24 protein-coding genes and 1 tRNA gene are annotated in these 24,625 nt (G+C 59.5%); 12 read left to right on the top strand and 13 right to left on the bottom strand.

The window, feature by feature from the left end; genetic code table 11:
- The first annotated feature begins 9 nt into the window (after nt 1-9).
- The 4 genes from C5750_RS04715 to C5750_RS04700 all read left to right on the top strand — a co-directional run bounded on the left by C5750_RS04715 (nt 10) and on the right by C5750_RS04700 (nt 2,118).
- Nucleotides 10-540, top strand: a complete 531-nt coding sequence (locus C5750_RS04715; protein WP_105732661.1) for a cytochrome b — start codon at nt 10-12, stop codon at nt 538-540.
- Entirely contained in the window at nt 537-1,274 is a 738-nt protein-coding gene (locus tag C5750_RS04710; protein WP_245420983.1) for a class I SAM-dependent methyltransferase, read from the top strand. Before C5750_RS04715 ends, C5750_RS04710 begins: the two co-directional genes overlap by 4 nt.
- Nucleotides 1,275-1,382: 108 nt before the next feature.
- The gene (locus C5750_RS04705) at nt 1,383-1,652 is read left to right on the top strand and encodes a hypothetical protein (protein WP_105732659.1); all 270 of its coding nucleotides are present in this window, start codon (nt 1,383-1,385) and stop codon (nt 1,650-1,652) included.
- 85 nt (nt 1,653-1,737) lie between these two features.
- Nucleotides 1,738-2,118: a pyrimidine dimer DNA glycosylase/endonuclease V gene (locus C5750_RS04700; RefSeq protein WP_105732658.1), complete on the top strand. Its 381-nt coding sequence runs from the start codon at nt 1,738-1,740 to the stop codon at nt 2,116-2,118.
- A gap of 131 nt (nt 2,119-2,249) precedes the next feature.
- Here C5750_RS04700 and C5750_RS04695 read toward each other — a convergent pair.
- Nucleotides 2,250-2,325, bottom strand: a tRNA-Thr gene (locus C5750_RS04695).
- Between the two features lie 155 nt (nt 2,326-2,480).
- On the opposite strand from C5750_RS04695, the gene C5750_RS04690 reads away from it, so the two are divergent.
- The 3 genes from C5750_RS04690 (at nt 2,481) to C5750_RS04680 (ending at nt 5,386) form a co-directional block, all read left to right on the top strand.
- Nucleotides 2,481-3,254: an NAD kinase gene (locus C5750_RS04690; protein WP_105733116.1), complete on the top strand. Its 774-nt coding sequence runs from the start codon at nt 2,481-2,483 to the stop codon at nt 3,252-3,254.
- 189 nt (nt 3,255-3,443) lie between these two features.
- A complete protein-coding gene (locus C5750_RS04685) occupies nt 3,444-4,973 on the top strand; it encodes a DEAD/DEAH box helicase (RefSeq protein WP_105732657.1) in 1,530 nt (509 codons plus the stop codon).
- Between the two features lie 11 nt (nt 4,974-4,984).
- Nucleotides 4,985-5,386, top strand: coding sequence for an NUDIX domain-containing protein (locus C5750_RS04680; RefSeq protein ID WP_105732656.1), 402 nt, complete (start codon nt 4,985-4,987; stop codon nt 5,384-5,386).
- A 38-nt stretch (nt 5,387-5,424) separates the two neighbouring features.
- Here C5750_RS04680 and C5750_RS04675 read toward each other — a convergent pair whose 3' ends face one another.
- Both C5750_RS04675 and sufA read right to left on the bottom strand, forming a co-directional pair.
- Nucleotides 5,425-5,745, bottom strand: a complete 321-nt coding sequence (locus C5750_RS04675; RefSeq protein WP_105732655.1) for a TfoX/Sxy family protein — start codon at nt 5,743-5,745, stop codon at nt 5,425-5,427.
- 79 nt (nt 5,746-5,824) lie between these two features.
- Nucleotides 5,825-6,199: a Fe-S cluster assembly scaffold SufA gene (gene sufA / locus C5750_RS04670; RefSeq protein ID WP_105732654.1), complete on the bottom strand. Its 375-nt coding sequence runs from the start codon at nt 6,197-6,199 to the stop codon at nt 5,825-5,827.
- Between the two features lie 125 nt (nt 6,200-6,324).
- Between sufA and C5750_RS26740 the strand changes: the two genes are divergently transcribed.
- Entirely contained in the window at nt 6,325-6,945 is a 621-nt protein-coding gene (locus C5750_RS26740; protein WP_199537960.1) for a hypothetical protein, read from the top strand.
- A gap of 53 nt (nt 6,946-6,998) precedes the next feature.
- Here the strand turns inward: C5750_RS26740 and C5750_RS04660 are convergent, their stop codons facing one another.
- The 7 genes from C5750_RS04660 to C5750_RS04630 all read right to left on the bottom strand — a co-directional run bounded on the left by C5750_RS04660 (nt 6,999) and on the right by C5750_RS04630 (nt 14,428).
- Complete coding sequence (locus C5750_RS04660; protein ID WP_245420981.1) at nt 6,999-7,538, bottom strand: DUF1236 domain-containing protein; 540 nt, start codon at nt 7,536-7,538, stop codon at nt 6,999-7,001.
- A 143-nt stretch (nt 7,539-7,681) separates the two neighbouring features.
- Nucleotides 7,682-8,101 carry an SUF system Fe-S cluster assembly protein gene (locus C5750_RS04655; RefSeq protein ID WP_105733114.1) on the bottom strand — a complete coding sequence of 140 codons (420 nt, stop codon included), beginning with the start codon at nt 8,099-8,101 and terminating at the stop codon, nt 7,682-7,684.
- A 5-nt stretch (nt 8,102-8,106) separates the two neighbouring features.
- Entirely contained in the window at nt 8,107-9,348 is a 1,242-nt protein-coding gene (locus tag C5750_RS04650; RefSeq protein ID WP_105732653.1) for a cysteine desulfurase, read from the bottom strand.
- Between the two features lie 77 nt (nt 9,349-9,425).
- Nucleotides 9,426-10,697 (bottom strand): Fe-S cluster assembly protein SufD, encoded by a 1,272-nt coding sequence (gene sufD / locus C5750_RS04645; protein ID WP_105732652.1) that lies wholly within the window; start codon nt 10,695-10,697, stop codon nt 9,426-9,428.
- Between the two features lie 11 nt (nt 10,698-10,708).
- Nucleotides 10,709-11,464 (bottom strand): Fe-S cluster assembly ATPase SufC, encoded by a 756-nt coding sequence (gene sufC, locus C5750_RS04640; protein ID WP_105732651.1) that lies wholly within the window; start codon nt 11,462-11,464, stop codon nt 10,709-10,711.
- Nucleotides 11,465-11,554: 90 nt separating this feature from the next.
- Entirely contained in the window at nt 11,555-13,084 is a 1,530-nt protein-coding gene (gene sufB, locus C5750_RS04635) for a Fe-S cluster assembly protein SufB (protein ID WP_105732650.1), read from the bottom strand.
- A 168-nt stretch (nt 13,085-13,252) separates the two neighbouring features.
- A complete protein-coding gene (locus C5750_RS04630) occupies nt 13,253-14,428 on the bottom strand; it encodes a cysteine desulfurase family protein (RefSeq protein ID WP_105732649.1) in 1,176 nt (391 codons plus the stop codon).
- A gap of 138 nt (nt 14,429-14,566) precedes the next feature.
- Between C5750_RS04630 and C5750_RS04625 the strand changes: the two genes are divergently transcribed.
- A complete protein-coding gene (locus C5750_RS04625) occupies nt 14,567-15,310 on the top strand; it encodes an alpha/beta hydrolase (protein WP_342588452.1) in 744 nt (247 codons plus the stop codon).
- Between the two features lie 47 nt (nt 15,311-15,357).
- Here C5750_RS04625 and C5750_RS04620 read toward each other — a convergent pair whose 3' ends face one another.
- On the bottom strand, nt 15,358-16,491 hold the full coding sequence (locus tag C5750_RS04620) for an anhydro-N-acetylmuramic acid kinase (RefSeq protein ID WP_105732647.1): 1,134 nt from the start codon (nt 16,489-16,491) through the stop codon (nt 15,358-15,360).
- Nucleotides 16,492-16,602: 111 nt separating this feature from the next.
- Here C5750_RS04620 and tyrS point away from each other — a divergent pair, with 111 nt between their 5' ends.
- Nucleotides 16,603-17,856 carry a tyrosine--tRNA ligase gene (gene tyrS, locus C5750_RS04615; protein WP_105732646.1) on the top strand — a complete coding sequence of 418 codons (1,254 nt, stop codon included), beginning with the start codon at nt 16,603-16,605 and terminating at the stop codon, nt 17,854-17,856.
- A gap of 28 nt (nt 17,857-17,884) precedes the next feature.
- On the opposite strand, the gene C5750_RS04610 is transcribed toward tyrS, so the two are convergent.
- Nucleotides 17,885-21,223, bottom strand: coding sequence for a YhdP family protein (locus C5750_RS04610; protein ID WP_245421012.1), 3,339 nt, complete (start codon nt 21,221-21,223; stop codon nt 17,885-17,887).
- 208 nt (nt 21,224-21,431) lie between these two features.
- Here C5750_RS04610 and bcp point away from each other — a divergent pair, with 208 nt between their 5' ends.
- Nucleotides 21,432-21,899 carry a thioredoxin-dependent thiol peroxidase gene (gene bcp, locus C5750_RS04605; RefSeq protein WP_105732644.1) on the top strand — a complete coding sequence of 156 codons (468 nt, stop codon included), beginning with the start codon at nt 21,432-21,434 and terminating at the stop codon, nt 21,897-21,899.
- 117 nt (nt 21,900-22,016) lie between these two features.
- Nucleotides 22,017-23,309 (top strand): M23 family metallopeptidase, encoded by a 1,293-nt coding sequence (locus C5750_RS04600; RefSeq protein ID WP_245420979.1) that lies wholly within the window; start codon nt 22,017-22,019, stop codon nt 23,307-23,309.
- 91 nt (nt 23,310-23,400) lie between these two features.
- Here C5750_RS04600 and prfB read toward each other — a convergent pair.
- A protein-coding gene (prfB, locus tag C5750_RS04595; protein WP_105732643.1) for a peptide chain release factor 2 occupies nt 23,401-24,529 on the bottom strand; the annotation gives its coding sequence in 2 pieces (ribosomal slippage) (nt 23,401-24,459 and nt 24,461-24,529; 1,128 coding nt in all).
- Nucleotides 24,530-24,625: the final 96 nt, after the last annotated feature.

The following is a 24,625-nucleotide window of genomic DNA, read 5'->3' as shown; positions in this document are numbered from 1 at the left end:
GAGTGCACGATGGCGGTCAATGGATATTCACCGGTGCAGAAGGCGCTGCACTGGTCGCTGTTCGTCCTGGTCCTGCTGATCTATGCGCTGACCTATGGCAATGATATTTTTGCGCGCGGCGACCCCAGCAGGGCTCTGGCATGGCGGCTGCACATTTCGTTCGGCTTGCTTTTGGCCGCACTCGTGTTCTGGCGGGTGGCTTTGCGCATGGCGCGCGGCGCCCCGGAGCTTCCGTCTTCAATGACTGGTCTGGAGCGTCCGCTGGCAAAGATCGGGCATCTTTTGCTCTATGCCCTGCTGATTGCCATTCCTGTCCTTGGCATACTGCTGACCTGGTTCAGGGGTGATGCCTTGAGCTTTTTCGGCCTCTTCACCATTCCCGCGCCATTTGTTCCCAACAGGGAAACCGCGCGCTCGATCAGGGAACTGCACGGCCTTTGCGCCAATGGAATACTGATTCTGGCCGGCATTCATGCCCTGGCCGCACTTTGGCACCGCTTCATCCGCAGGGATGAGGTGATACAGCGAATGCTGCCGTGATCTGCCAACCAAGCCAGGCTTGCACAAACCTTGCTATTTCAAGGATCATCACATACCTGTTCCACATCAAAACCACGGGGTTGGACATGTCACTTTGGCCATTGTTCCTGAATAATCAGGGCCGCATCATTCATAAATGGAAACACTACTTCCCCAGTTATGAACGGCACTTTTCCAGATACGTCAATCGGCCGGTAGTATTCCTCGAAATCGGTTGCGGCGAAGGCGGATCGCTGCAAATGTGGAAGCAGTATCTGGGTCCTCTTGCAACAATTATCGGCATTGATGTCAGGGCCGAATGTGCAAATTTTGAAGAAGATCAGATCCATATCCGGATCGGAGATCAGTCCGACACCGGTTTCCTGGCGTCCGTTCTGGCAGAGTTTGGAGCCCCCGATATTGTTCTTGACGACGGGAGCCATGTCATGGAGCACGTGTCGGCAACATTTCAGTTCCTTTATCCGCGCATGGTCAGGGACGGCGTCTATTTTGTCGAGGATCTGCACACCGCCTATTGGGAAGAATACTCCGGCGGATACAAGCGGCCGGGATCGTTCATTGAACACTGCAAGGACATGATCGACGAACTGAACGCCGAACACACACGCGGAGCGGTTCCGGAAAGCGACTTTTCGAGAGGAACGCTTTCCATGCATTTTTACGACAGTTGCGCTGTCTTTGAGAAGGGCCGTACCGGAGAAAAATTCGCTCCACAGATTGGCACGCCTGTCTAATTCAGCCGAAATCAATCCCCGGCGGGCTAGTCGAGCAGGCCTTTGCCTTGGTATCGAACCTGCGATAGCGTCCTGCCAGGCAAAGAGCAGCAGCGTAGGGACAACCGGATGAAACACCTGATTGCGGCAGTCTGTATCGCGCTTATCGCGGGTGGCGCCTATTACGGAGCAACGCGAAACGCGGCTGACACGGAACAGAAGGAGCAGACCCGGCCGATGCGGGATGCCGAGAACGCATTTTATGACGCCGCCGGAGCAAAGGCGGGAGAAACCGAGAAGGTTCGCACCGTCTGCGCGAATTTTGCGCGCGATCCGGCAAAAGACGCCGAGCCGGTGAAAAGTTTTCTCAGCAAGTGCCGGCAGTTTGGGTTTCTGTAGAACCGGCGTGAAGCCTCGGCTGAAAAACGCTTGAGCATTGTGCCTTAAAACACGAACAGGATTGAACAATGAGGAAGTCAGACGATTGACGCGGATCAACTGCATTCCGTCATCTGAGCTTACAGGCCCGCATCTGGTTGCGGAGTACCGGGAGCTTCCCCGTGTCTTCGCACTCGTCAGGGCCGCGATAGCCAGGGGAGAAACGCCGGACGATCGGCGCAATCCATCGAGCTACACCCTTGGTACAGGTCATGTCCGGTTCTTCTATCCGCGCTTGGGTTACCTTGCCAAACGGCAAGCGCAACTCGTCGCTGAAATGCGTGCACGCGGATACGCGCCACAATTTGCAGATACCGATCAGCTGCTCGCCGGTTTTCCCGTGGAATGGTGTGCTGATTGGCAACCGACCGGGGAAGCCATGCGCATCAACCGGGCGCGAATTGCCGAGCGGCTCGCAGCGCGTTGACGCCTGCCGGCTGGACGACGCGTGGAATCATCCCATTCAGGCGGATTGCTGCCACAGCGGAAACGCAACTCCTCGCCCGAAACCCGGTGCGGGATCATCGAAAAAGCAAACGAACAACATCAAAGGAAAGGTGGTGCCCCCAGAGAGACTCGAACTCCCGACCCTCTGATTACAAATCAGATGCTCTACCAACTGAGCTATAAGGGCAGCGGCGTCCGATTAGCATAAACGCCCCCATTGTAAAATGAAAAAACAACGGTTTGCGCTTTTTTTCCGGTTTTTTTGGCCGGGCCGCATTTTGCCAGATCAAGCGCGCCGTGCTAGGCGATACATCCTCGACATGCTCGGACACGCAGGCAGCCATGACCCGGAATATTGAAACCTTTGCTTTTCTCTCCTCCGGAACGCCGGAATCCGATGAGGCCATGGCCTCGCTGGTCAAGCTGTATGGACAGACAGCGCCCAAGGATGCCGATGTCATCATCGCGCTCGGCGGCGACGGCTTCATGCTCCAGACGCTGCAGAACCACATGAACCAGGGCAAGATGACCTATGGCATGAATCGCGGCTCCGTCGGCTTTCTCATGAATGAGTACAGCGAGACCGGCCTGAAGGAACGCGTGGAAGCCGCCCAGGCGGAAACCATCCGCCCGCTCAAGATGGTGGCGGAATCGGCCGAAGAAGGCACCGTCACCTCATTTGCGCTCAACGATGTCTATCTGCTGCGCCAGTCCTACCAGGCTGCGAAAATCAGGATCACCGTTGACGATCAGGTGCGGCTCGAAGAGCTGATCTGCGATGGTGTGATGGTGGCAACACCGGCCGGATCGACGGCCTACAACCTGTCGGCACAGGGGCCGATCCTGCCGCTCGATGCGCGCCTGCTCGCCCTCACCCCGGTTTCACCCTTCCGCCCGCGGCGCTGGCGCGGGGCGCTCCTGTCCAACAAGGTCACCGTGCGGTTCGATATCCTCGAGCCGGAGAAGCGCCCGGTCAACGCCGTCGCCGATCACACGGAAGTGAAGTCGGTTCTTTCGGTTACGATCGAAGAAGCCTCGCAACTGCGCGCAACCATCCTGTTCGACAAGAACCATTCGTGGAATGAGCGAATTCTCAAAGAACAGTTCCTTTATTGACAACATTAGATTAAAGTGATGCACAATTGTAACAGACTCTTAAATCTCGAGGGATGCGAGAGTTGACTTTTGCGGGCATGGGCCCTAACGCCATTCCTGCAAGACAATGTGCAATACAAAGCACCCATTCCATTGGCAAAAATGACGGACATGTGCGGCATCGACTGCAGATAGAAAGTTAAACCTCCATTGACCACGTTCGCTGATCTGGGCCTTTCGCCGAAAGTGCTCGACGCTGTCGAAGCAGCAGGATACACCATCCCCACTCCGATCCAGGCAGGCGCCATCCCGCATGCGCTGCAGCGCAAGGACGTGCTCGGCATTGCCCAGACGGGGACCGGCAAGACCGCCTCCTTCGTGCTGCCGATGCTGACGCTGCTGGAACAGGGCCGTGCCCGTGCCCGCATGCCGCGCACGCTCATTCTGGAGCCGACACGCGAGCTTGCAGCGCAGGTCGAGGAAAACTTCGTCAAATACGGCAAGAACCATCGCCTCAACGTCGCACTGCTGATCGGCGGCGTCTCTTTTGACGACCAGCTGCGCAAGCTCGAGCGCGGCGCCGACGTTCTGATTGCCACGCCCGGCCGCCTGCTCGATCATTTCGAGCGCGGCAAACTGCTTCTGACCGGCGTCGACATCCTCGTCATCGACGAAGCCGACCGCATGCTCGACATGGGCTTCATTCCCGATATCGAGCGCATCTGCAAACTGATCCCGTTCACCCGCCAGACGCTGTTCTTCTCGGCCACCATGCCGCCGGAGATCACCAAGCTGACCGAACAGTTCCTGCACGCTCCTGTCCGGGTTGAAGTCGCCAAGGCGGCGACGACGGCCAAGACCGTCGAGCAGCAGCTGGTCAAATCCGGCAAGAAGGATTGGGAAAAGCGCGCCAAGCTGCGCGATCTGATCCGCGCCGAAGAGGATGGCCTGAAGAACGCAATCATCTTCTGCAACCGCAAGAAGGATGTTTCGGAGCTGTTCCGCTCGCTCGTCAAGCATGAATTCGATGCCGGTGCCCTGCACGGTGATATGGATCAGCGCGCCCGCACGACGATGCTGGCCAATTTCAAGGACGGCAAGCTGAAGATCCTTGTCGCCTCCGATGTGGCGGCGCGCGGCCTCGACATTCCCGATGTCAGCCATGTCTTCAATTTCGACGTGCCGATCCATTCGGAAGATTACGTTCACCGCATCGGCCGCACGGGCCGCGCCGGCCGTTCCGGCAAGGCGTTCACACTGGTCACGCCATCGGATGTCAAACATCTCGCCTCCATCGAAAAACTGATCGGCGAAGACATCAACTGGTATGACGGCGATCTTACCACCCTGCCCGTTTCGGAAGAAACCGACGAAGCGCCGCGCCGCGGCCGCAACGCCCGCGGCAAGAGCGAGAGCAAGCGCAAGCCGCGCAATGAAGGCCGCGAGCGCGAGCGCCCGCAATCGGAAATCGACATCATTGCCGCCGCCGAGCGCGCCAAGGAAACCGGTGAACAGCCGGTTATCGAGGAAAAGCCGGCCAGGAAGACCGCTGAAAAACCACAGAAGGCCGCCATCAAGGCCGAGAATGAACAGCGCCGCGCCCGTCCTGCTGCACCGCAGGAACAACCACGCCGTGAGCGTGATCGCGACCACCGCCGCGACCGGGGCGACAATGAACCATCGCCGGTCGGCTTTGGCGATGAAATCCCCGCCTTCATGCTGATCGACACGAAAATCTGAAGGTTGCAACCGTGAATGCACCGGGCGTTGGATGCGGAATCGTCTTCTTGAAGGACGGCCATATCCTGTTGTTGCAGCGCAGGAAAAGCCCGGAGATCGGCGCCTGGGGCATACCGGGCGGCAAGATCGACTTTCTGGAAACCGCCGAACAGGCGATCCGGCGCGAAGCGCTTGAAGAAACCGGGCTGGAAGCCGGTGATATCAAACTGCTGGGCCTTAGCGAACAGCTTTTCCACGATGAAAAGCAGCATTGGTTCGGTGTTCTGTTTCAGGCGGAAAGCTTTTCCGGCGAGATGCAATTGCTTGAACCGGACAAACATGGCGGTATCGACTGGTTTGCCCTCGATAACTTGCCGGACAGGCTGACACTTCCCACCATTCATGCCCTGGACCTGATCCGCCGGACGGCCTGACAGCCCCAGGCAAGCCCGCCAGCGCGTTTCCCGGCGCCCTATGCCTGCCGTGCGCGCAATGACGCCTCATAGGCCTTGCGCGCCCATTCGGTCATAATGTCGGGATCATCGAACGCATCGGCGGGAATGGACCAGTACGGCATATCGACGGGCTTTGACTTCCCCTCGTAGCTCCAGCGCCGGCAGCCCGCCGCTTCGAAGTCGGGGGCAGAAATCGCATCGGCCTTGAGCAGGATTTCGTCGGCCACCTCAAGCGCGACGATCAGGCCATTGTGATAGATGCCCTTGCCGCCAAACATGCGCTTGATGGTAACTGGCCCAAGGCCCGAAAACAGATCGTGAATCGCATCATTGTCCATGCCCGATTATTGCAGGCAGCAACAGGGAGGTCACGCGCAAAATGCGCCGCCGTCGTCTTGGCGGGTCAATTGTGAAAAATCAGGATGCGGCTGGTGCCAGGGCTTCCGGCTTGGCCGGCGTCAATTCGACCGACTCGCCGCAGCCGCAGGCCGATGTCTGGTTGGGATTGTTGAACACAAAGCCCGTGCGCAGGGTCGTGACCTCGAAGTCCATCTGCGTTCCCAGAAGATAAAGCACGGCCTCCGGTGCAACGAAGACCTTGGAGCCGTCCTTTTCAACGACATCGTCGCCGGGCTTGGCTTCGGTGACGAGGTCGATGGTATATTCCATCCCGGCGCAGCCGCCCTTCTTGATGCCAACGCGAATGCCGAGCGCATTCTCGCGCGCCGCTACGATCTCGCTTACGCGGGCAGCGGCAGCCTCAGTCAGCGTCATGACAGAAAAACGACCCATTTCTCATCTCTCTTGGTTCAGATCGTGTAACGATCCGTCTGTACCATAGTTAGTGTTACACAACCGTCACCGCAAGTGTTCAAACTCGTCCCGTCCCAAAAACCCGCACGCAGAAGGCAGAAATCATGAATTACCGCCATCTCATTTTCACCAGCATCGCCGGTATGGCGCTGAGCCTGACGCCTGCCCTTGCACAGGAGGCCAAGAAGCCCGAGCCGAAGCAGGAAACCGGCGCCAAGCCCGCAGCGCCCGCCGGGGCCGCCCCGGAAGCACCTGCCCTCAAGGAAGCACCTGCAGCCAAGGAAGCGGCCGAAGCGCCCAATCAGTCGGTGCCGGACTATCTCGACGACCGCAGCACGCCGGAGCAACTGGTCAAATCCTATTACAATGCCATCAACCGGCAGGAATATGCGCGCGCCTACAGCTATTACGCTGAAGAAGGCCATACCCAGCCGTTTCCGCAGTTCCAGGCCGGGTACGAGAACACCGTCTCGGTCGAATTGCGCCTCGGCAAGGCCGAAAGCGAAGGTGCTGCCGGTTCCACCTATTGGAGCCTGCCGCTCGCCATCGAATCGAAGCAGAAGGACGGCAAGCTCACCGTCTATAATGGCTGTTACCGGCTCCGGCTGGCGAATGCCGCCATCCAGGGTGTTCCCTTCGTTCCCCTGTCCATCCTCGACGGCACATTGCAGAAATTCGACAAGCCGCTCGACCAGAGCGTTCCCGAAGGCTGCGAGGCGCCATAACCGTCTGACAGCCGCATGATGCGCCTGGTGCCCCATTGGCCTGCCGGTTGCCGTCAGGGTATCCAGGCGACCCGGCGCGTTCGCACATCGATCAACACCGGGGCACCGTCAACATAGATATAGGCATAACCTGGCTCGGACGGCACCGGGGTCACACCAATATCTTCAGGAATCAAGGCGCCGACCGCCATATCGCCGATAGGCGCGGGTTTAACGGGGTTGTGTTCGATATAGCTGATGACGTCATCGGACACAGGATTATCGCCGGTGACAACCCGATGAAATGGACTTGCAGCCGCATAGTCGCCCGCGGAGCGCGACATCTCCACGATGATCCTGTCCTGCGCCAATACGAAAGCGATGGCGGCGGCCAGCACCCCGGCCAGAGCAGCTGACCGGGAGCCCCGCGCATTCTGCCGTGCCTGTTCCAGCGCGGATTCGGCGACAACCCCCATGGCGGACCGGGCGTCCAGCACTCCTGCAATATCCGCGCGTGTCAGAATGAGGGCTGACGCCTGCCAATGCCAGGCGGCCTTGAGCGCGAAGAAGATCAGGCCCGCACTGCCAAGGCGCACGATCCAGAAAGCACTCATCGCAGACCTCCTGAGGGGCTGTTCCGTTAATCGGCTGCCCACAGGCTGCAGCGCGGGACACCCTACAGTGACGAACTGCGATGTATCTGACAATTAGACATTGGACGAAGATGTCTGCAGGAATTCAACGGATCGCGAAGCGGTCAGTACCAGCCGACGGCAACCTGCGCTTCTTCCGACATGCGGTCGGGTGTCCAGGGCGGATCGAAGGTCATCGTCACATCGACAAAGCTGACCCCTTCGACGGCACCGACCGCATCCTGCACCCAGCCCGGCATTTCACCGGCAACCGGGCAGCCGGGTGCCGTCAGCGTCATTTCGATCTTCACGGAACGGTCGTCTTCGATATCGATCTTGTAGACGAGGCCAAGCTCATAGATATCGGCCGGAATTTCCGGGTCATAGACCGTCTTCAGCGCGCCGATGATGTCATCGGTCATGCGGGCCAGCTCATCGGCTGGAATGGCGGAAGCGGAAACCGCACCGCTCACCGCGGAAACCTCCGCGGATGCATCCGGCTTCAGCGCCTCGTCTTTTTCCAGCGTTTCGACTTTATCGGTCATGGCCTTCACCCAAAGAATTTCCGCGCCTTTTCCAGCGCATCGGCGAGAACATCGATCTCGTCTCTCGTATTGTACATCGCAAACGATGCACGGCATGTGGACGTTACGCCGAACCGTTTCAAGAGCGGCTGGGCACAATGTGTACCCGCGCGCACGGCGACACCGGCCCGGTCAATCACCATGGAGACATCGTGGGCATGGATGCCTTCAAGCTCGAAGGAGATGATGGCGCCCTTGCCCTTGGCATCGCCAAAAATGCGCAGCGAATTGATCTCACGCAGCCGTTCAAGCGCGTAATCGCGCAAATCTTCCTCATGGGCGAGAATGGCGGCGCGGCCGATCTTTTCGACATATTCGATGGCGGCACCAAGACCGATCGCCTGGGCGATCGGCGGCGTACCCGCCTCGAAGCGGTGCGGCGGGTGATTGTAGGTAACGATATCCTCCGTCACCTCTTCGATCATCTCGCCGCCACCCTGGAACGGACGCATGGCCTCCAGCTTTTCCTTGCGGCCATAGAGAACACCGATACCGGACGGGCCATAAATCTTGTGCCCGGTGAAAATGTACCAGTCACAGCCGAGATCCTGCACGTCAACCGGCAGATGCACCGCGCCCTGGCTGCCATCCACAAGCACAGGGATGCCGCGCGCATGGGCGATGCGCACGATGTCCTTGATCGGGGTCACGGTGCCGAGCACGTTCGACATATGGGTGATGGCGACCAGCTTGGTGTGCTCCGTCAGCCGTGCTTCGAATTCCTCGATATGGAAGGCGCCCTGCTCGTCGACGGGAACCCAGACCAGCTTTGCACCCTGCCTTTCGCGGATGAAATGCCAGGGAACGATATTGGAATGGTGCTCCATGATCGACAGGACGATCTCGTCGCCCTCGCCGATATGCGGCATGCCATAGCCATAGGCAACCGTGTTGATCGCCTCGGTTGCCGATTTGGTGAAGACGATCTCGTCGACCGATGACGCATTGAGAAAGCGGCGGACGTTTTCGCGGGCCTTTTCATAGGCATCGGTGGCCGCATTCGACAGAAAATGCAGACCGCGATGCACATTGGCATATTCGTTCGAATAGGTATGGGTGATCGCGTCGATGACCGCCTGCGGTTTTTGCGCGGAGGCACCGTTGTCGAGATAAACCAGCGGTTTGCCGTAGACCTCGCGCGACAGGATGGGGAAGTCGCGGCGGATCGCCTCGACATCATAACCGGCTCGAATGATCTTCGTATCCATAGTGCCCGCGCTTTCCTGCGTTTCGGTCGGATGTTTATGCATAGGGGTGCCCGCCGGACCAGCCGGCAGGCAATCCATCAGACATGCGCCGCCAGCCACTTGTCGAGAATGGCTTCAAGAGCCTCGACCAGCGGTTCGCTTTCCAGTTCTTCAATGACTTCCGCCACGAATGCCTTGATCAGCAGGCCGCGTGCCTCGCTTTCCGGGATGCCGCGCGCCTGCAGATAGAACAGGTGGTTGCCGTCGATCTCGGTCACCGTCGCCCCATGGCCGCAGGCCACGTCGTCGGCAAAGATTTCCAGCTCCGGCTTGGCGTCGAATTCCCCGTCATCCGACAGGAGCAGCGTGTTGCAAGCCATGCGTGCATCGGTCTTCTGGGCGATCCTGTTGACCTTGATCTGTCCCTGGAAAACGCCGCGCGCGCGGTCCGTCACCACATTGCGGACGATCTGCACCGACGTGGTGTTCTCGACGAGATGGCCGAGCGTCATCGTGATATCCGTATGGCTGTCGCCGCCGAGCAGATTGACGCCGCGCAGCTGGAAGTCGGAGCCTTCGCCCTTCGACAGCACATGCACTTCCTGACGCACCAGCTTGCCGCCGGCATTGACGATGTAGAGCGTCAGCCTGGCATTGGTGCCGATGGTCGCGGTAAACTGGGCAAGCTGCGTTGCCTCAACGCCGTGCTCGCGCAGGATGATCCAGACAATCTCGGCATCGTCGGCAACGGTGACATTGCTGACGCTGGTGGAAAAGCCCTCGCCCGCGCCGCCGGTCTGGCGTTCGATGACGGTTGCCTTGCTGCCCTTGCCGAACGTGACGGGAAAGCGCACGTGGCCCTGTCCGCGCACCTGCGCATTCTGCAGTTCCAGCGGCGCTTCCAGTTCGAGGCCATCGGCAATGGAAACAGACCAGCCATCGGTTACATAGGCGGCGTTGATCTGGCCGATCGCATCGTCGCCGCCACGGATGGCGAGATCGCGGATCACCGATCCGTCGGCCAGCCTGTCGCTGTACTTGACGAACTCAACGCCCTCGACCCGCGGCGATGTCAGTGCCACGCCGTTGGAAACGGTGGCAACCGCCGATCCTGGAATGACCGCCGGCAGGGCATTGGTGCCCGCCGAGCCGTCATAGGCGGCCACACTGCGCAGAAGCGTGCGCAGATCGGTATAGTGCCACGCCTCGATACGGCGCGACGGCAAGCCCTGCGTCTTCAATGCCTCGATGGCATTGTCACGCGCGCTGACGATTTCCGCATCGCCGGGCAGTTCGCCCATCCGGTCGACAAAGGAGTCGACCAGCGCCGCTTCTGCGGTTGTCGGCTGGCGTCCTGTATGAACATTCATGACGTCGCTCCTCAGGCTGCCTCGCCGATGATATCGGCATAGCCGTTCTCTTCGAGATGGAGGGCAAGATTCTTGTCGCCTGACTTGATGACCTGTCCCTTGTAGAGAACATGCACGCTGTCCGGAACGATGTAGTCGAGCAGACGCTGATAGTGGGTGATGACGATCACCGCACGGTCAGGCGAGCGCAGTGCATTCACACCGTCGGAAACGATCTTCAGCGCATCGATGTCGAGGCCGGAGTCGGTTTCATCCAGCACGCAGAGCTTTGGCTCCAGCAGCTTCATCTGCAGGATTTCGGCACGCTTCTTCTCGCCGCCGGAGAAACCGACATTGAGCGGACGCTTCAGCATGGCGATATCCATGTCGAGCGAGGCGGCAGCCGTCTTCACCCGGGCGATGAATTCCGGAATCTTCAGCGGCTCTTCACCGCGCGCCTTGCGCTGCGAATTCATCGCCACTTTCAAAAATTCCATCGTGGCAACGCCGGGTATTTCCATCGGATACTGGAATGCCAGGAAAATGCCCTTGGCGGCGCGTTCCGACGGGTCGAGTTCCAGAATGGATTCGCCATTGTAAAGAATGTCACCCGACGTGACTTCGTAGTCTTCGCGGCCCGCAAGAATATAGGACAGCGTCGACTTGCCCGAACCGTTCGGTCCCATGATAGCAGCCACTTCGCCCGCCTTGACCGTGAGGTTCAGGCCGCGAATGATTTCGGTGTCCGTATCTGCGATCTTCGCATGAAGGTTTCTGATTTCCAGCATTGTATTACCCTTTGAATTCCTCAGGATCAGCCTCGGCGATCCCAACAATAATCTTGTTTGGCGAGTGGCAGGCCGATGGCCGCCCCATGGCTATCCGACTGAGCCCTCAAGGCTGATGCCGATCAGTTTCTGCGCTTCCACGGCAAATTCCATCGGCAGTTCCTGAATGACTTCCTTGACGAAGCCATTGACGATCAGCGCAATCGCCTCCTCTTCCGGAATGCCGCGCTGCATCACATAGAACAGCGCATCTTCGGAAATCTTGGAGGTGGTGGCTTCATGCTCGAACTGCGCCGTGGCGTTCTTCGCCTCGATGTAGGGCACCGTATGCGCACCGCAATCATTGCCGATCAGCAGCGAGTCGCACTGGGTGAAGTTGCGCGCATTCTCCGCCTTGCGGTGGGCCGAAACCTGTCCGCGATAGGTGTTGTTCGACTTGCCGGCCGAAATACCCTTGGAGATGATGCGGCTCGAGGTGTTCTTGCCGAGGTGCAGCATCTTGGTGCCGCTGTCGATCTGCTGATGACCGTTCGACACGGCGATGGAATAGAATTCACCGCGTGAATTGTCGCCGCGCAGGATCACCGACGGATATTTCCAGGTGATCGCCGAACCGGTTTCGACCTGCGTCCAGGAGATCTTGGAATTGACGCCGCGACAATCGCCACGCTTGGTGACGAAATTGTAGATGCCGCCCTTGCCTTCCGCATCGCCGGGGAACCAGTTCTGCACGGTCGAGTACTTGATCTCGGCATCGTCGAGGGCAATCAGTTCCACGACAGCCGCATGCAGCTGGTTTTCATCGCGCTGCGGCGCGGTGCAGCCTTCGAGATAGGACACATAGGCGCCCTCTTCGGCAATGATCAGCGTGCGTTCGAACTGGCCGGTATCCCGCTCGTTGATGCGGAAATAGGTCGACAGTTCCATCGGGCAGCGGACGCCCTTCGGCACATAGACGAAGGAGCCGTCCGTGAAGACAGCTGAATTGAGCGTTGCATAGAAGTTGTCGGAAACCGGCACCACGGATGCAAGGTACTTCTTGACCAGCTCCGGATGCTCGCGGATCGCCTCGGAGATCGAGCAGAAAATGACGCCGGCCTTGGCCAGTTCCGCCTTGAAGGTCGTCACCACAGACACGCTGTCGAACACCGCATCCACGGCGACGCGGCCGGATTTATAGACATTGTCGCTGGCTTCTTCGCCTTCGTCCGAAGGGCTCGGTTCGCCCATCTTGCGCACGCCCGCAAGGATTTCCTGCTCTTTCAGCGGAATTCCCAGCTTCTCATAGGTGCGCAGCAGCTCGGGATCGACCTCGGCAAGCGATGTCGGCCCGGTCTGATTCTTCGGCCCGGCATAATAGACCATGTCCTGAAAATCGATTTTCGGGTAATTCACCCGCGCCCATGTGGGCTCTTCCATCGTCAGCCAGCGTTCATAGGCTTTCAGACGCCATTCCAGCATCCACTCCGGCTCGTTCTTCTTGGCCGAAATAAAGCGGATAATGTCTTCGCTGAGGCCCTTTGGCGCCTTATCCATTTCGATAAGGGTCTCAAAGCCATACTTATACTGGTCCACGTCCAGGGTGCGGACCTGATCAATAGTTTCCTGCACGGCAGGCATTGGCGTTCTCCATCCTCGCGGGATTCAAGGTCCCGCAGTTGCAAACGTCAAGGCGTGTGTCGTCTTGAATATTTGCCTCAATGTAGTGTGCAATCGCACGATTTAACACCGGTATTCACCGGATTCTTTTGCATTTATCGACTATTTATTGTCGATATCTGCGATAATTCATGCCGCATCGGCAGAAACCGGCTTCGTCCGGTCCCGCCGCGCGACAATTTTCGTCAGCGCATCAAGAAACAGCGCAATCTCCTCCTGCGTGGTATCCGGCGTTGTGGAGACCCGCAGCCCCCCGGTTCCATCGCCAAACCCCATGGCCGCAAGCACATGGCTTGGCCCGACTTTTCCCGACGAACAGGCAGAGCCTGCCGATAGCGCAATTCCCGCCAGATCGAAAGCGATTTGCACGGTTTCCGCCTTCATATCCGCCAGGCTGAAGAAGGTTGTATTGGCGAGCCGCTCGACAGCGTCGCCATAAATCACCGCATCGGCTGCAATCGCCCGGATGCCGTCTTCAATCCGCTGCCGGTTGGCAAGCCCCCAGCCGCCAGCCAGCAGCTGTTCGCGGGCAACCCGCGCCGCCGCGCCGAAACCCGCAATGACCGGCAAGGCTTCCGTTCCGGCGCGATGGCCCTTTTCCTGTCCGCCGCCGCGCACCAGCGCCCTCGGCATGACCAGATCGGACACCGCAACGATGGCGCCGACGCCCTTCGGACCGCCGATCTTGTGCGACGAGAGAATGAGGTAATCGGCGCAAGCCGTTGCAATATCAAGAGGAATGCGCCCGGCCGCCTGTACCGCATCGACGACAAAAAAACCGCCGAACGCTTTGACAAGCCTGCCGATTTCATCGATCGGCTGCAAGACGCCGGTCTCGTTGTTGGCGGCCTGCACGGCAACCAGCGGCAGGCCTTCGCCCTTGTCATGGGCGGCCAGCAGGACACGCAACCGCTCAAGGTCGAGCAGGCCGTTGCGATCCACCGGAACCGTTTCGATCTGACCGGCGGCAAACTGCCCGCCCGCCAGAACGCACGGATGCTCGCTGGCACTGACATAAAGCCGCGACAGCCGCACAGACGCCCGTCCCATCACGTAATGCGGCGTCAAAAGGGTTGACGCAGCCTCGGTGGCACCCGATGTAAAGAACACATGATCAGGCTTGGCATTCACAAGAGCAGCCACGTCGCGGCGGGCGCGTTCGAGAATGGCTTTTGCAGCCCGGCCTTCCCAATGAACAGACGATGGATTGCCCGTCTGCGCCAAAGCATCGACAACAGCATCGCGCGCCACCGCAAGCAGTGGCGCACTGGCATTGTAGTCGAGATAGGCGCGTTTTTGGGCCATATCTGTCGCGATTCCTGTTCTTTTAAACTCTGCGCGGGCAAAAAGCGCAATTTTCTTGAAATTCAACCTCAGACCGGCCTATGAAGCCGCTTCGAGACAAAATCCTACACCAGTTTTGAACGGTTCTAAACTGGTTTTATGGGTGCTGTTGATCGCCGTCAAGTCCGGCTGATCGACAGACGCCCTGTGGCGAAGAGTGGAGTACACATGCCTGAAGTAATTTTCAATGGACCTGCAGGGCGTCTTGAGGGCCGTTATCAGCCTTCGATGGAAAAAAATGCACCAATCGCGATTGTGCTGCACCCGCATCCGCAGTTTGGCGGCACCATGAACAACAAGATCGTCTACGATCTGTTCTACATGTTCCAGCAGCGCGGCTTCACGACATTGCGGTTCAACTTCCGCGGCATTGGCCGCAGCCAGGGCGAATTCGACCATGGCTCGGGGGAATTGTCCGACGCGGCTGGCGCGCTTGACTGGGTGCAGTCGCTGCATCCGGACTCCAAGACCTGCTGGGTCGCCGGTTATTCCTTCGGCGCCTGGATCGGCATGCAGCTCCTGATGCGCCGCCCGGAAATCGAAGGCTTCATCTCGGTCGCGCCACAGCCGAACACCTATGATTTCTCGTTCCTCGCTCCCTGCCCCTCATCCGGCCTGATCATTCACGGCGATCAGGACAAGGTTGCTCCCGCCAAGGATGTGCAGGGCCTCGTCGACAAGCTGAAGACCCAGAAGGGCATCACCATCACGCAGAAGACGATGGTCGGCGCCAATCACTTCTTCACCGGCATGACCGATGAAGTCATCGGCGAATGCTCCGAATATCTCGACCGCCGCCTGAACGGCGAACTGGTCGAAGCCAAGCCGAAGCGCTTGCGCTAAAAAAACCGCTGCACGGCGTTGTTGCAGCGATAGATTACGGTGAGCCCCTATTTGTTGGGGCTCACCACCACGCCGCCCGACACGGCCACCTGACATCCCGTCGTGGTTGGAAAAGTCAGCGGCAGGCCATCGAGGGCCCGCACGGCGAGATAGGCCCAGGCTTCGGCTTCCATCGAATCGCCGTTCAGGCCCAATTCCTCCGCTGCAATGACCGCTGCGCCCGATTTGGCCGCGCCCTCGACGAGATCAACCATGACAGTCGCATTCTTGCGCCCGCCGCCGCAGATCACCCAGAGCGCCGGTTGTTCCGGTGCATAGATACTGGCCTGGAGAATGGCATCGGCGGTTACCCTGGCCAGCGTGCGGGCGCCATCGGCCAGTTCCGGGTTGCCAAGATCGTCCAGCGTGAAATCATTGCGGTCGAGCGATTTCGGCGGTTTCAGCGCGAAAAACGGCTTTGCCATATAACGCGCCACGGCGCCGCCCAGCACCTGACCCTCGCTGGCAATCATGCCGCCCGCATCATAGGCAATGCCCGCTTTGTCGGCGACCCATTGATCGATCAGCGTGTTGCCGGGGCCCGTATCGAAGGCAATCGGATCAGCCGTGCCCGACACAATCGTCACATTGGAAATACCGCCAATATTGACGAAGACGACCGGCTTGCCCCTGCCGGGCCCGACCGGAACCCTTGCCGCGAGTGCCTCATGATAGACCGGCACCAGCGGCGCACCCTGCCCGCCATGTACTATGTCATTGGCGCGCATGTCGTAAACGACGGGAATGCCTGTCATATCAGCCAGCAACCGCCCATCACCCAGCTGCACGGTCAGCTGCTCCTGCGGGCGGTGCAGAACGGTCTGGCCATGAAAACCAATGATATCAATGGTATCGGCGCTGAACTTATAATCCGAGAGGAAGCCGAGCACCGCCTCGCCATGGCGCCTGGACAGTTCCTGCTCGATGGCCGCGAGACCGCCGGGCCGCTCATCGCGCCTGCGGATGGATTTGGCATCCTCAAGTCCCGCTTCGATGCGGCGGCGAAAGGCCGACTCATAGGGTACAAACCCCGAAGGCCCGCGCTGCACCGCGTTTCTGCCGTCGGTTTCGATGAGCGCGATGTCGATTCCATCCATGGATGTCCCGCTCATCAGGCCAATTGCCCGCCTTATCGCTGTCACGTCACACCCTTTCTTGTGATTCGGCCCCGAATGATGTTAAACGGCCACGTCTTGTTCGGCACGTTTCTTCAAGCCGGACGCTTCCCTACGTAAAAGTTTCAGGAAAAACTCATGTCTGCCTTCAAATCCGACTTTCTGCACACGCTTTCCACGCGCGGCTTCATCCACCAGGTCTCCGACGAGGCCGGTCTGGATGCGCTTTTCGCCAAGGAGACAGTGACAGCCTATGTCGGTTATGATGCGACGGCGACGAGCCTGCACATCGGCAACCTCATATCAGCGACCATGCTGTACTGGCTGCAGGAAACCGGCCACCGGCCGATTGCCCTGATGGGCGGCGGCACCTCGATGGTGGGCGACCCCTCTTTCCGCGACGAACAGCGCAAGCTGCTGACACCCGAAGCCATCAACACCAACATCGAAGGCATCAAGCGGATTTTTGCCCGCATCCTGCGCTTCGGCGATGGCCCGACGGATGCATTCCTCGTCAACAATGCCGATTGGCTGATGGGCCTCGGCTATGTCGAATTCCTGCGCGAGGTCGGCCGCCACTTCTCCGTCAACCGCATGCTGTCCTTCGACAGCGTCAAATTGCGGCTGGACAGGGAGCAGTCGCTCTCCTTCCTCGAATTCAACTACATGATCATGCAGGGCTATGATTTCGTTGAACTCAACCGCCGCCATGGCTGCGTATTGCAGATGGGCGGTTCGGACCAGTGGGGCAACATCATCAACGGCGTTGACCTTGGCCACCGCATGGGAACGCCGCAGCTCTACGCACTGACGACGCCGCTCTTGACCACCAGTTCCGGCGCCAAGATGGGCAAATCGGCCACCGGCGCGGTCTGGCTCAACGAAGATGTCTTCAGCCCCTATGATTTCTGGCAGTACTGGCGCAACACGGAAGATGCCGATGTCGGCCGCTTCCTGAAAATCTTCACGCGCCTGCCGCTCGATGAAATTGCCCGGCTGGAAGCGCTTGGCGGTTCGGAAATCAACGAGGCGAAGAAAATCCTCGCGACCGAAGCCACCGCCATCGTTCATGGCCGCGACGCCGCGACCATGGCCGCAGAAACCGCGCGCACGACCTTCGAGGAAGGCGCGCTGGCGGCCAACCTGCCATCCATCGACATCGCGACGAGCGAGCTCGAGGGCGGCATCGGCATCCTGACGCTGCTGGTCAAGGCCGGTCTCGCCGGTTCGAATGGCGAGGCCCGCCGCCATATTCAGGGCGGTGCGGTCCGGGTGAACGACGCCGGTGTTTCCGACGAAAAGGCGCAGGTTTCGACCGCTGACGTGACAGGCGACGGCATCGTCAAGCTGTCGCTGGGCAAGAAGAAGCACATTCTCGTTCGTCCGGTCTAAGACCGGACGGGAAGTGCGATTGTGCTTCTCACTGAAACTCGAAGATCGAGCGGAAAATACCCGGCGCGATCACTGAAATCGGATTGACGATGATCTGCGGTTGCTTGATCGGCCCCTGCAACTTGTAGGTGATGCCGATCAGGCCGCGGTCGCGTCCATTGCCAAGCAGAAGGCCAAGGACGGGCAATTCGCCAAAAATGCGGTTGATGCCATAGGCGGGCATGAAGGTGCCCGTCAGCGCCATGTTGCCCTGGGGATCGCTGAGCACGCCCTGGAAGGTGGTGCCGATGGTCGAACCGCGAACCACGCCATTGGCGAGGTTGATATAGTTCTTGCCTTTCTCGATTTGCGAAAAGCCGCGCTCGAAGGTGACAACCGACACGTCGATGTTCTTTTTCACCGCATCGTTGAGGCTTGTGCCATTGGGCGAGGACGACACGAGGCTTGCCAGTCTCGGCTCGTTGACGAGGGTGAAGTCGCGCGCATCGATCTGCCCGCGCAGGGGGCCATCGCCCTTTGAATCCAGTGCGACAACAATGCTGCCGCCCTGCATCTTGTCATAGAAGCCGGTGAAGCGCAGGACCGCGCCCGCATCTTTCGACTGCAGGCTGACGGAACGGGCGCCGCTTTCCGAACTGTCCGTCGCAATGACCTTCTGGCCGGATTTGGTCACGGCGTTGAAGGCAAGGCCCGACACGTGCGAGCCGACCCCCTCATAGGACAGCGAGACATTGCCAAAACTTTCGGAATAAAACCCCTGGACGTCATCAATATCGGCGTTGACCAGAATGCGTTTCTTGTCATTGCTGTCGCCCGCCTGCTTCTTGTCGGTCACCTGGTTCAGCAATGATCGCGCATCGAAGGATTTTCCCTTCACATCGGCCCGGTAGCCATAGCCGGTGCGCGATACCTTGACGGCGATATCGTCGGTGCGGTTGAGGCTGACCTGGCTGAAATCCGCGCTGACAAGATCGCCCTTGGCCACCGAGATGTCCCCGCGCAGCCGGAACGTTTCTCCCGCAATATCGAGATTGCGGATGCTGATATTGTCCGCATCCTGCTGCAAGCCGAATTTGGCGGTGGCCTTCACGCCTGCGCCCTTGGTCCAGCCAAGCTGCGCAAGCCTGACCTCGGCCTTGGACAAATCCGCAACCGCGACCTGCGAACCATCCGCCGCCTTGTCGATATCGATGCTGACCGGGCCGGATATGAACGGATCGAGGCTTGGAAACAGGGCGTTGCGGGTCTTGTCGTCCAGCTGCAGCGAAACCGACTGCTTGCGCTTGGCCGGATTGCTGCCAAGCGGCTCGAACATCGTGATATCCGCCGGAACGCCGTTCAGTTGGGCTTTGACATCGATATTCGCCTCGGTGTCGTTGACGTTCAGCGTCCCGTTGGCATTGGTTATGGTCTGGCCATCGACCTTTTTGGCAAGATTGACGCCGTTCAGCGCGATCTCCGCCGACCATTGCAGGCTTCCCTCCGGCGCATGGCGGGTCACGGGGAATGTCACGAGGACGTGGGTTTTCACATCGCCGCTGATATCCGCCGGGGTGAAAGGCACGCCCTTGACCGCATTGATCGGTTTGAAACCGGCGATTTCGGCAATGGCCGAGGCATCGCCGGCAATATTCAGATCAAGCTCCGACAGCACCGGACGCTGCGGGCCCCACGGGATGATCAGCGTGCCGTCCACAATGTGCGCCTCCCGGTTGCCGGGCGTGAACGCCGCGCCCTTGAGCAGCTTGATCGTGGTATAGGCACCGCGCACGCTGATTGCACCATCCGCATCACGAATGGGCGGCAGATCGCCGACAATGTCGAAGCGCGTGTCCTGCACGTTGAAATCCACCTGCACTTCATCGGCCGTCAGCGGCGGCGGTTTGCCCGGACCGTCGAAACGGCCGGCGGCAAACATCACATCGACCCGGCTGTCCCTGACTTCGCCGCCGAACAGATTGTCGAGCACCCAGCGGCGCGCACCGGTCGCCACCCAGATCGGCCACAGCTGCTTGACCTGGGCGGTGGGCATTTTCGGTATGCGCAGCGCCAGCGTCATGGCTGGCGACCCCTTGCCGAAGATGGCACTGCCCTGCCCGTAAAGCTCGCTCTCGCCATCGGCGCGCACGGCGATCTCGGAAATGTCCAGCTTGGCCTCATCGGACGCAAACCGGCCGGCAAGACGCGCGTTGAAGGCGAACGGCGGTTCGCTCGAATCCGCGGGGGCGGACACGGCTTCCTGGGTGATCAGCTCAAAACGATAGCCGGGATTGGCAACGGCGGCGACGGCCGTCGCATCCTCCGGCAGCGGTTCGGGTCCGACCGCTCCCTCGATCACGCCTTTGAAACCGCCAAAATGGATGGCCGACGGCGTGATTTCAATCTTCTCAGTACCGAAGAGATGCTCGAAATTGATCTGGGCACTGGCGCCCATATTCTCCACATTGCCGATGCTCACCGGCCCTTCGCCCACATTGAGCGACCCCGAAATCCGCATGGGGATGGTGTCCGCCCCGGCCACGCCCTCCAGTCGGATTTCAGCTTCATTGTTGTAGGCGAAATAGGATGTATCCGGCTTGATGCCATCGGCATCGGCAACCGGCGGTTCACCCTGTTCGCCGATGAGCGGAATTTTGCTGATCGCAAGGGAGAACGAATCGATCTTGGCGCCAAGGGCAGCACGCTTGACCTGCGCCGCGACATCGATGATTTTTCCGCGCCATTCCACCATGCCCTTGATGGCCACGGGGCCGCCGGTTTCCGTCAGTTCCAGATGGATGATGCGCAGGTTTTCCGGGCGCCCGGCAATGGTAAAATCAAAGCTTGCATCGGCAACCGTGATATCGCGGGTTTCCCGCTGGTCGAGCAGCGAAACCGCATTCTGCAATCCGGTGAAAATGAGTTTGGAAACCCCGTCGAGGTTGACGAGGCCGCGATCGTCCTGCGGCACGATCGACATGAAGTCGAACGGCTCCTGGCTGGCTGCGACCTTGATCTGCGCGCCGGTCAGTTCGAGGCTCTGCACCTTCACATCGCCCTGCAGCAGCGGCAGGGTGGCAAGGCCGATGCGCACGGAACGGATGTTCTTGATCTCGACCCCGCGCTTCACGTCCGAAATATTGACGTTGCGCGCTTCAAGCGCCACGTGCTTGCGCTGGTCGAGGGAAATTTGCGCCGACTGGATCGTCGCGTCGGTATCGGGGCCGACAACGGATTTGAGCGCGGCCTCTGCCCGCTGGGTCAGGGCTTCACCGCCGATACCCACCCGCAGCACGACAAACGCCACGCCGGCCAGAACCACCAGAAGAATCAGGAACGACGCCAGCGCCCCGCAGGCGAACCGAAACCGCGAGCGGCGCGCGGGCATGGCCACGGGCACCTCGCCTTGCTCGACCGCAGAGGGGTAATGATGAAATTTTAGAAAGTCCCGCTTTGTAAAACGGACTCTTTTCGGTTTCTCTGTCAAATTCCCAAGCCAATTGAGGAATCATGTGGGAAACCGTAGACGATTCCCGTGCCTCTCTTATAGTTGCCCAAGTGAGGCGCGCATTCAATGATGAAAGAAAGGCTTTCCTATGACAACGCTCGATATCGGCAGTTCTGCCCCGGATTTCACCCTTCCCCGCGATGGCGGCGGAACGCTTTCCCTGGCTGAATTGCGCGGGAAACCCGTTGTTCTCTATTTCTATCCCAAGGACGATACGAGCGGTTGCACCCAGGAAGCCATCGAGTTTTCCGGGCTGAAGCCGGAATTCGAAAAACTGGGGGCCAAGGTCATCGGCATGTCGCCCGATCCCACCAAGAAGCACGACAAGTTCAAGACGAAGTACGATCTCAAGGTGGATCTCGTTGCCGATGAAGAAAAAACGATTCTGGAAGCCTATGGCGTCTGGGCCGAAAAAAGCATGTATGGCCGCAAATATATGGGCGTTGAACGCACCACCTTCCTGATCGATTCGAACGGCAGGATCGCCCGGATCTGGAACAAGGTCAAAGTTCCCAATCACGCCGCCGAAGTCCTCGAAGCAGTGAAGGCTCTCTAGGGCAGATCCAGGGCCGCCACTACCGCTTTCTACCTGAAATTGATGGAAAATCGGGGTTCCGTCAGGATTTGTTAACCATAACCGGGTGTAATGCCTTCTATAAATTGAAGCTGCAAAATGACGAGCGAAGCGGCCATGAAGAAGGCAAAACATTCCCCCATCTTCAGCAACCAGCAGGAACCCCACACGATCATCATCGCGCGGGGTGAAACGATCCGTCATTTCACCCTGCGCCCCTGGGCCGCCATCCTCGGCGGCACGCTGGCCTTTGCGCTGGCCGGCACCTACCTCATCGCCACCTCCTATCTGGTTTTCCGCGACGACCTGATCAACGGCAGCGTGGCGCGCCAGGCGCGGCTGCAGCAGGCCTATGAGGACCGCATCGCCAGCCTGCGCACGCAGCTCGACCAGGTCACCAGCCGCCAGCTGCTTGACCAGCAGGCAATGGAAGGCAAGGTCGCCGAACTCATCCAGCGGCAAAAATCCCTCACGGAACGCCACGCGAAGCTTGCCCCCATGCTGGAGCGGGCCGAACATGCCGGCGCAGCCATTCCGCCCGAGGCGGACAGCAATGCGCCGATGGACAGCAACGGCCAGGATATCGTCAGATCGAACGATGATGATGCGTTCTATGGCATCGATCCGATCATCACCGGTCCGACCAGCGTGACCCACAAACCGGCACCGCGCGATGACAGGCCGCGCAAGAGTGTCGACAAGGCCGAACTGCTGCTGAAATCGGTCACTACATCGCTGACGGATATTGAGGCCAGGCAGATCGCCCAGATGCAGGCGCTGTCCAACACCGCCTATGAGAATGCCGACAAGATCATGGAAGCGCTTGCCGCAACCGGGGTCAAACCCGTTCTCGATGACAAATCGGATACGGGCGGCCCCTTCATTCCCGCTGGCAGCGTTGCCCCGTTTGACGCCAAGCTGAACGACCTCGATCAGGCGCTGGAACGTCTGGAGGGCGCCAAGGCGCTTGCCAAATCCATCCCGATTTCCAATCCAGTCCCCGGCATGCCGGTTTCCAGCACCTTTGGCGTGCGCAAGGACCCGATCATCGGTTCGATGGCGTTTCACTCCGGCATTGATTTTCGCGCCATGAGCGGCTCGTCGGTCCGCGCCACGGCCAATGGCACGGTCACCGAAGCGGGTTACAATGGCGGCTACGGCAATATGGTGGAGGTCGACCACGGTAATGGTCTTTCCACCCGCTACGGCCATATGAGCCAGATTCTCGTCACCCCCGGCCAGAAAATCAAGATCGGCGACGTCGTCGGCAAGGTCGGCAGCACCGGGCGCTCCACCGGCCCGCATCTCCATTACGAGGTGCGCCGGAACGGCAGCGCGGTCAATCCCGCGGGCTTCCTGACCATCGGCCGCGAGGTTGCCGCTGAACTCTAGGCCGCTGAACGCGGACAGTCAGATCATCATAAAAAATCCCCCGGCAGGACATCTCCTGCCGGGGGATTTTGATTCAGCTGTCATGCTGGGCTTAAGCGATATCCTGCACTTCCACGTCGCTGCCGTGCACGCGGTGTGCCAGCGCTGCCTCCATGAACATGTCGACGTCGCCGTCGAGCACATCCTGCGGGCTGGTGCTTTCGACGCCGGTGCGCAAATCCTTGACCAGCTGGTAGGGCTGCAGGACATAGGAGCGGATCTGGTGTCCCCAGCCGATATCGGTCTTGGAGGCGGAGATGGCATCAGCCGCCTGCTCGCGCTTTTCCAGTTCCGCTTCATAAAGGCGGGCGCGCAGCATCGACCACGCCGTGGCACGGTTCTTGTGCTGGGAGCGTTCCGCCTGGCACTGCACGACGATGCCCGTTGCGATGTGCGTGATGCGCACCGCCGAGTCCGTCGTATTGACGTGCTGGCCGCCGGCTCCGGACGCGCGATAGGTATCGATGCGCACATCCGATTCCGTCACCGCGATCTCGATATTGTCATCGACGACGGGATAGACCCAGATGCTGGAAAACGAGGTATGCCGCCGCGCATTGGAATCGTATGGCGAGATGCGCACCAGCCGGTGCACGCCCGATTCCGTCTTCATCAGGCCATAGGCATTGTGCCCCTTGATCAGGATGGTGGCCGACTTGATGCCCGCCTCTTCGCCGTCATGGATTTCGAGAAGCTCGACCTTCATGCCCTTGCGGTCGGCCCAGCGCGTGTACATGCGCAGCAGCATCGACGCCCAGTCCTGGCTCTCCGTGCCGCCGGCGCCTGAATGCACTTCGACATAGGTGTCGTTGGCATCGGCTTCACCCGACAGCAGCGTGTCGATCTGGCGCCGGTCCACTTCCACCTTGATGGCGCGAATGGCCTCTTCCGCTTCCGCGACGATGGACTTGTCACCCTCTTCGTCGCCCATGGCAATCAGCTCGATATTGTCTTCGAGCGACTGGCTGAGCGTGCGGATGGAATTGATACCGTCTTCCAGCTGCTGGCGCTCGCGCATGAGCTTCTGGGCTTCCTGCGCGTCATTCCACAGCGCGGGATCTTCGGCAAGCTGGTTCAGATAGCCAAGGCGTTTGATTGACGTATCCCAGTCAAAGATGCCTCCTCAGCAGGCTTATGGCCTGCTTGATCTCGTCGACCAGCGTCTCGATTTCAGCGCGCATTGGCTGTCCGTTCCTTCTGTTTTTGCATTGTTTTCCAATTGCGGCGGACCATATTCACTGGTCCGCGCGATGTAAAGTCTTCAGACTTTACGAAAA

This window comes from Phyllobacterium myrsinacearum (assembly GCF_002980555.1).
Lineage (GTDB): Bacteria > Pseudomonadota > Alphaproteobacteria > Rhizobiales > Rhizobiaceae > Phyllobacterium > Phyllobacterium myrsinacearum.
Note: the sequence above shows the minus strand (reverse complement) of the source record. Positions and strands in the feature narration are given on the sequence as shown.

Excerpts from the sequence above, each read along its gene's own strand:
- C5750_RS04715 (WP_105732661.1), top strand. The coding sequence starts at position 10 with ATGGCGGTCAATGGATATTCACCGGTGCAGAAGGCGCTGCACTGGTCG.
- C5750_RS04705 (WP_105732659.1), top strand. The coding sequence starts at position 1,383 with ATGAAACACCTGATTGCGGCAGTCTGTATCGCGCTTATCGCGGGTGGC.
- C5750_RS04690 (WP_105733116.1), top strand. The coding sequence starts at position 2,481 with ATGACCCGGAATATTGAAACCTTTGCTTTTCTCTCCTCCGGAACGCCG.
- C5750_RS04675 (WP_105732655.1), bottom strand. The coding sequence starts at position 5,745 with ATGGACAATGATGCGATTCACGATCTGTTTTCGGGCCTTGGGCCAGTT.
- sufA (WP_105732654.1), bottom strand. The coding sequence starts at position 6,199 with ATGGGTCGTTTTTCTGTCATGACGCTGACTGAGGCTGCCGCTGCCCGC.
- C5750_RS26740 (WP_199537960.1), top strand. The coding sequence starts at position 6,325 with ATGAATTACCGCCATCTCATTTTCACCAGCATCGCCGGTATGGCGCTG.
- C5750_RS04660 (WP_245420981.1), bottom strand. The coding sequence starts at position 7,538 with ATGAGTGCTTTCTGGATCGTGCGCCTTGGCAGTGCGGGCCTGATCTTC.
- C5750_RS04655 (WP_105733114.1), bottom strand. The coding sequence starts at position 8,101 with ATGACCGATAAAGTCGAAACGCTGGAAAAAGACGAGGCGCTGAAGCCG.
- C5750_RS04650 (WP_105732653.1), bottom strand. The coding sequence starts at position 9,348 with ATGGATACGAAGATCATTCGAGCCGGTTATGATGTCGAGGCGATCCGC.
- sufD (WP_105732652.1), bottom strand. The coding sequence starts at position 10,697 with ATGAATGTTCATACAGGACGCCAGCCGACAACCGCAGAAGCGGCGCTG.
- sufC (WP_105732651.1), bottom strand. The coding sequence starts at position 11,464 with ATGCTGGAAATCAGAAACCTTCATGCGAAGATCGCAGATACGGACACC.
- sufB (WP_105732650.1), bottom strand. The coding sequence starts at position 13,084 with ATGCCTGCCGTGCAGGAAACTATTGATCAGGTCCGCACCCTGGACGTG.
- C5750_RS04630 (WP_105732649.1), bottom strand. The coding sequence starts at position 14,428 with ATGGCCCAAAAACGCGCCTATCTCGACTACAATGCCAGTGCGCCACTG.
- C5750_RS04625 (WP_342588452.1), top strand. The coding sequence starts at position 14,567 with ATGGGTGCTGTTGATCGCCGTCAAGTCCGGCTGATCGACAGACGCCCT.
- tyrS (WP_105732646.1), top strand. The coding sequence starts at position 16,603 with ATGTCTGCCTTCAAATCCGACTTTCTGCACACGCTTTCCACGCGCGGC.
- C5750_RS04610 (WP_245421012.1), bottom strand. The coding sequence starts at position 21,223 with ATGCCCGCGCGCCGCTCGCGGTTTCGGTTCGCCTGCGGGGCGCTGGCG.
- bcp (WP_105732644.1), top strand. The coding sequence starts at position 21,432 with ATGACAACGCTCGATATCGGCAGTTCTGCCCCGGATTTCACCCTTCCC.
- C5750_RS04600 (WP_245420979.1), top strand. The coding sequence starts at position 22,017 with ATGACGAGCGAAGCGGCCATGAAGAAGGCAAAACATTCCCCCATCTTC.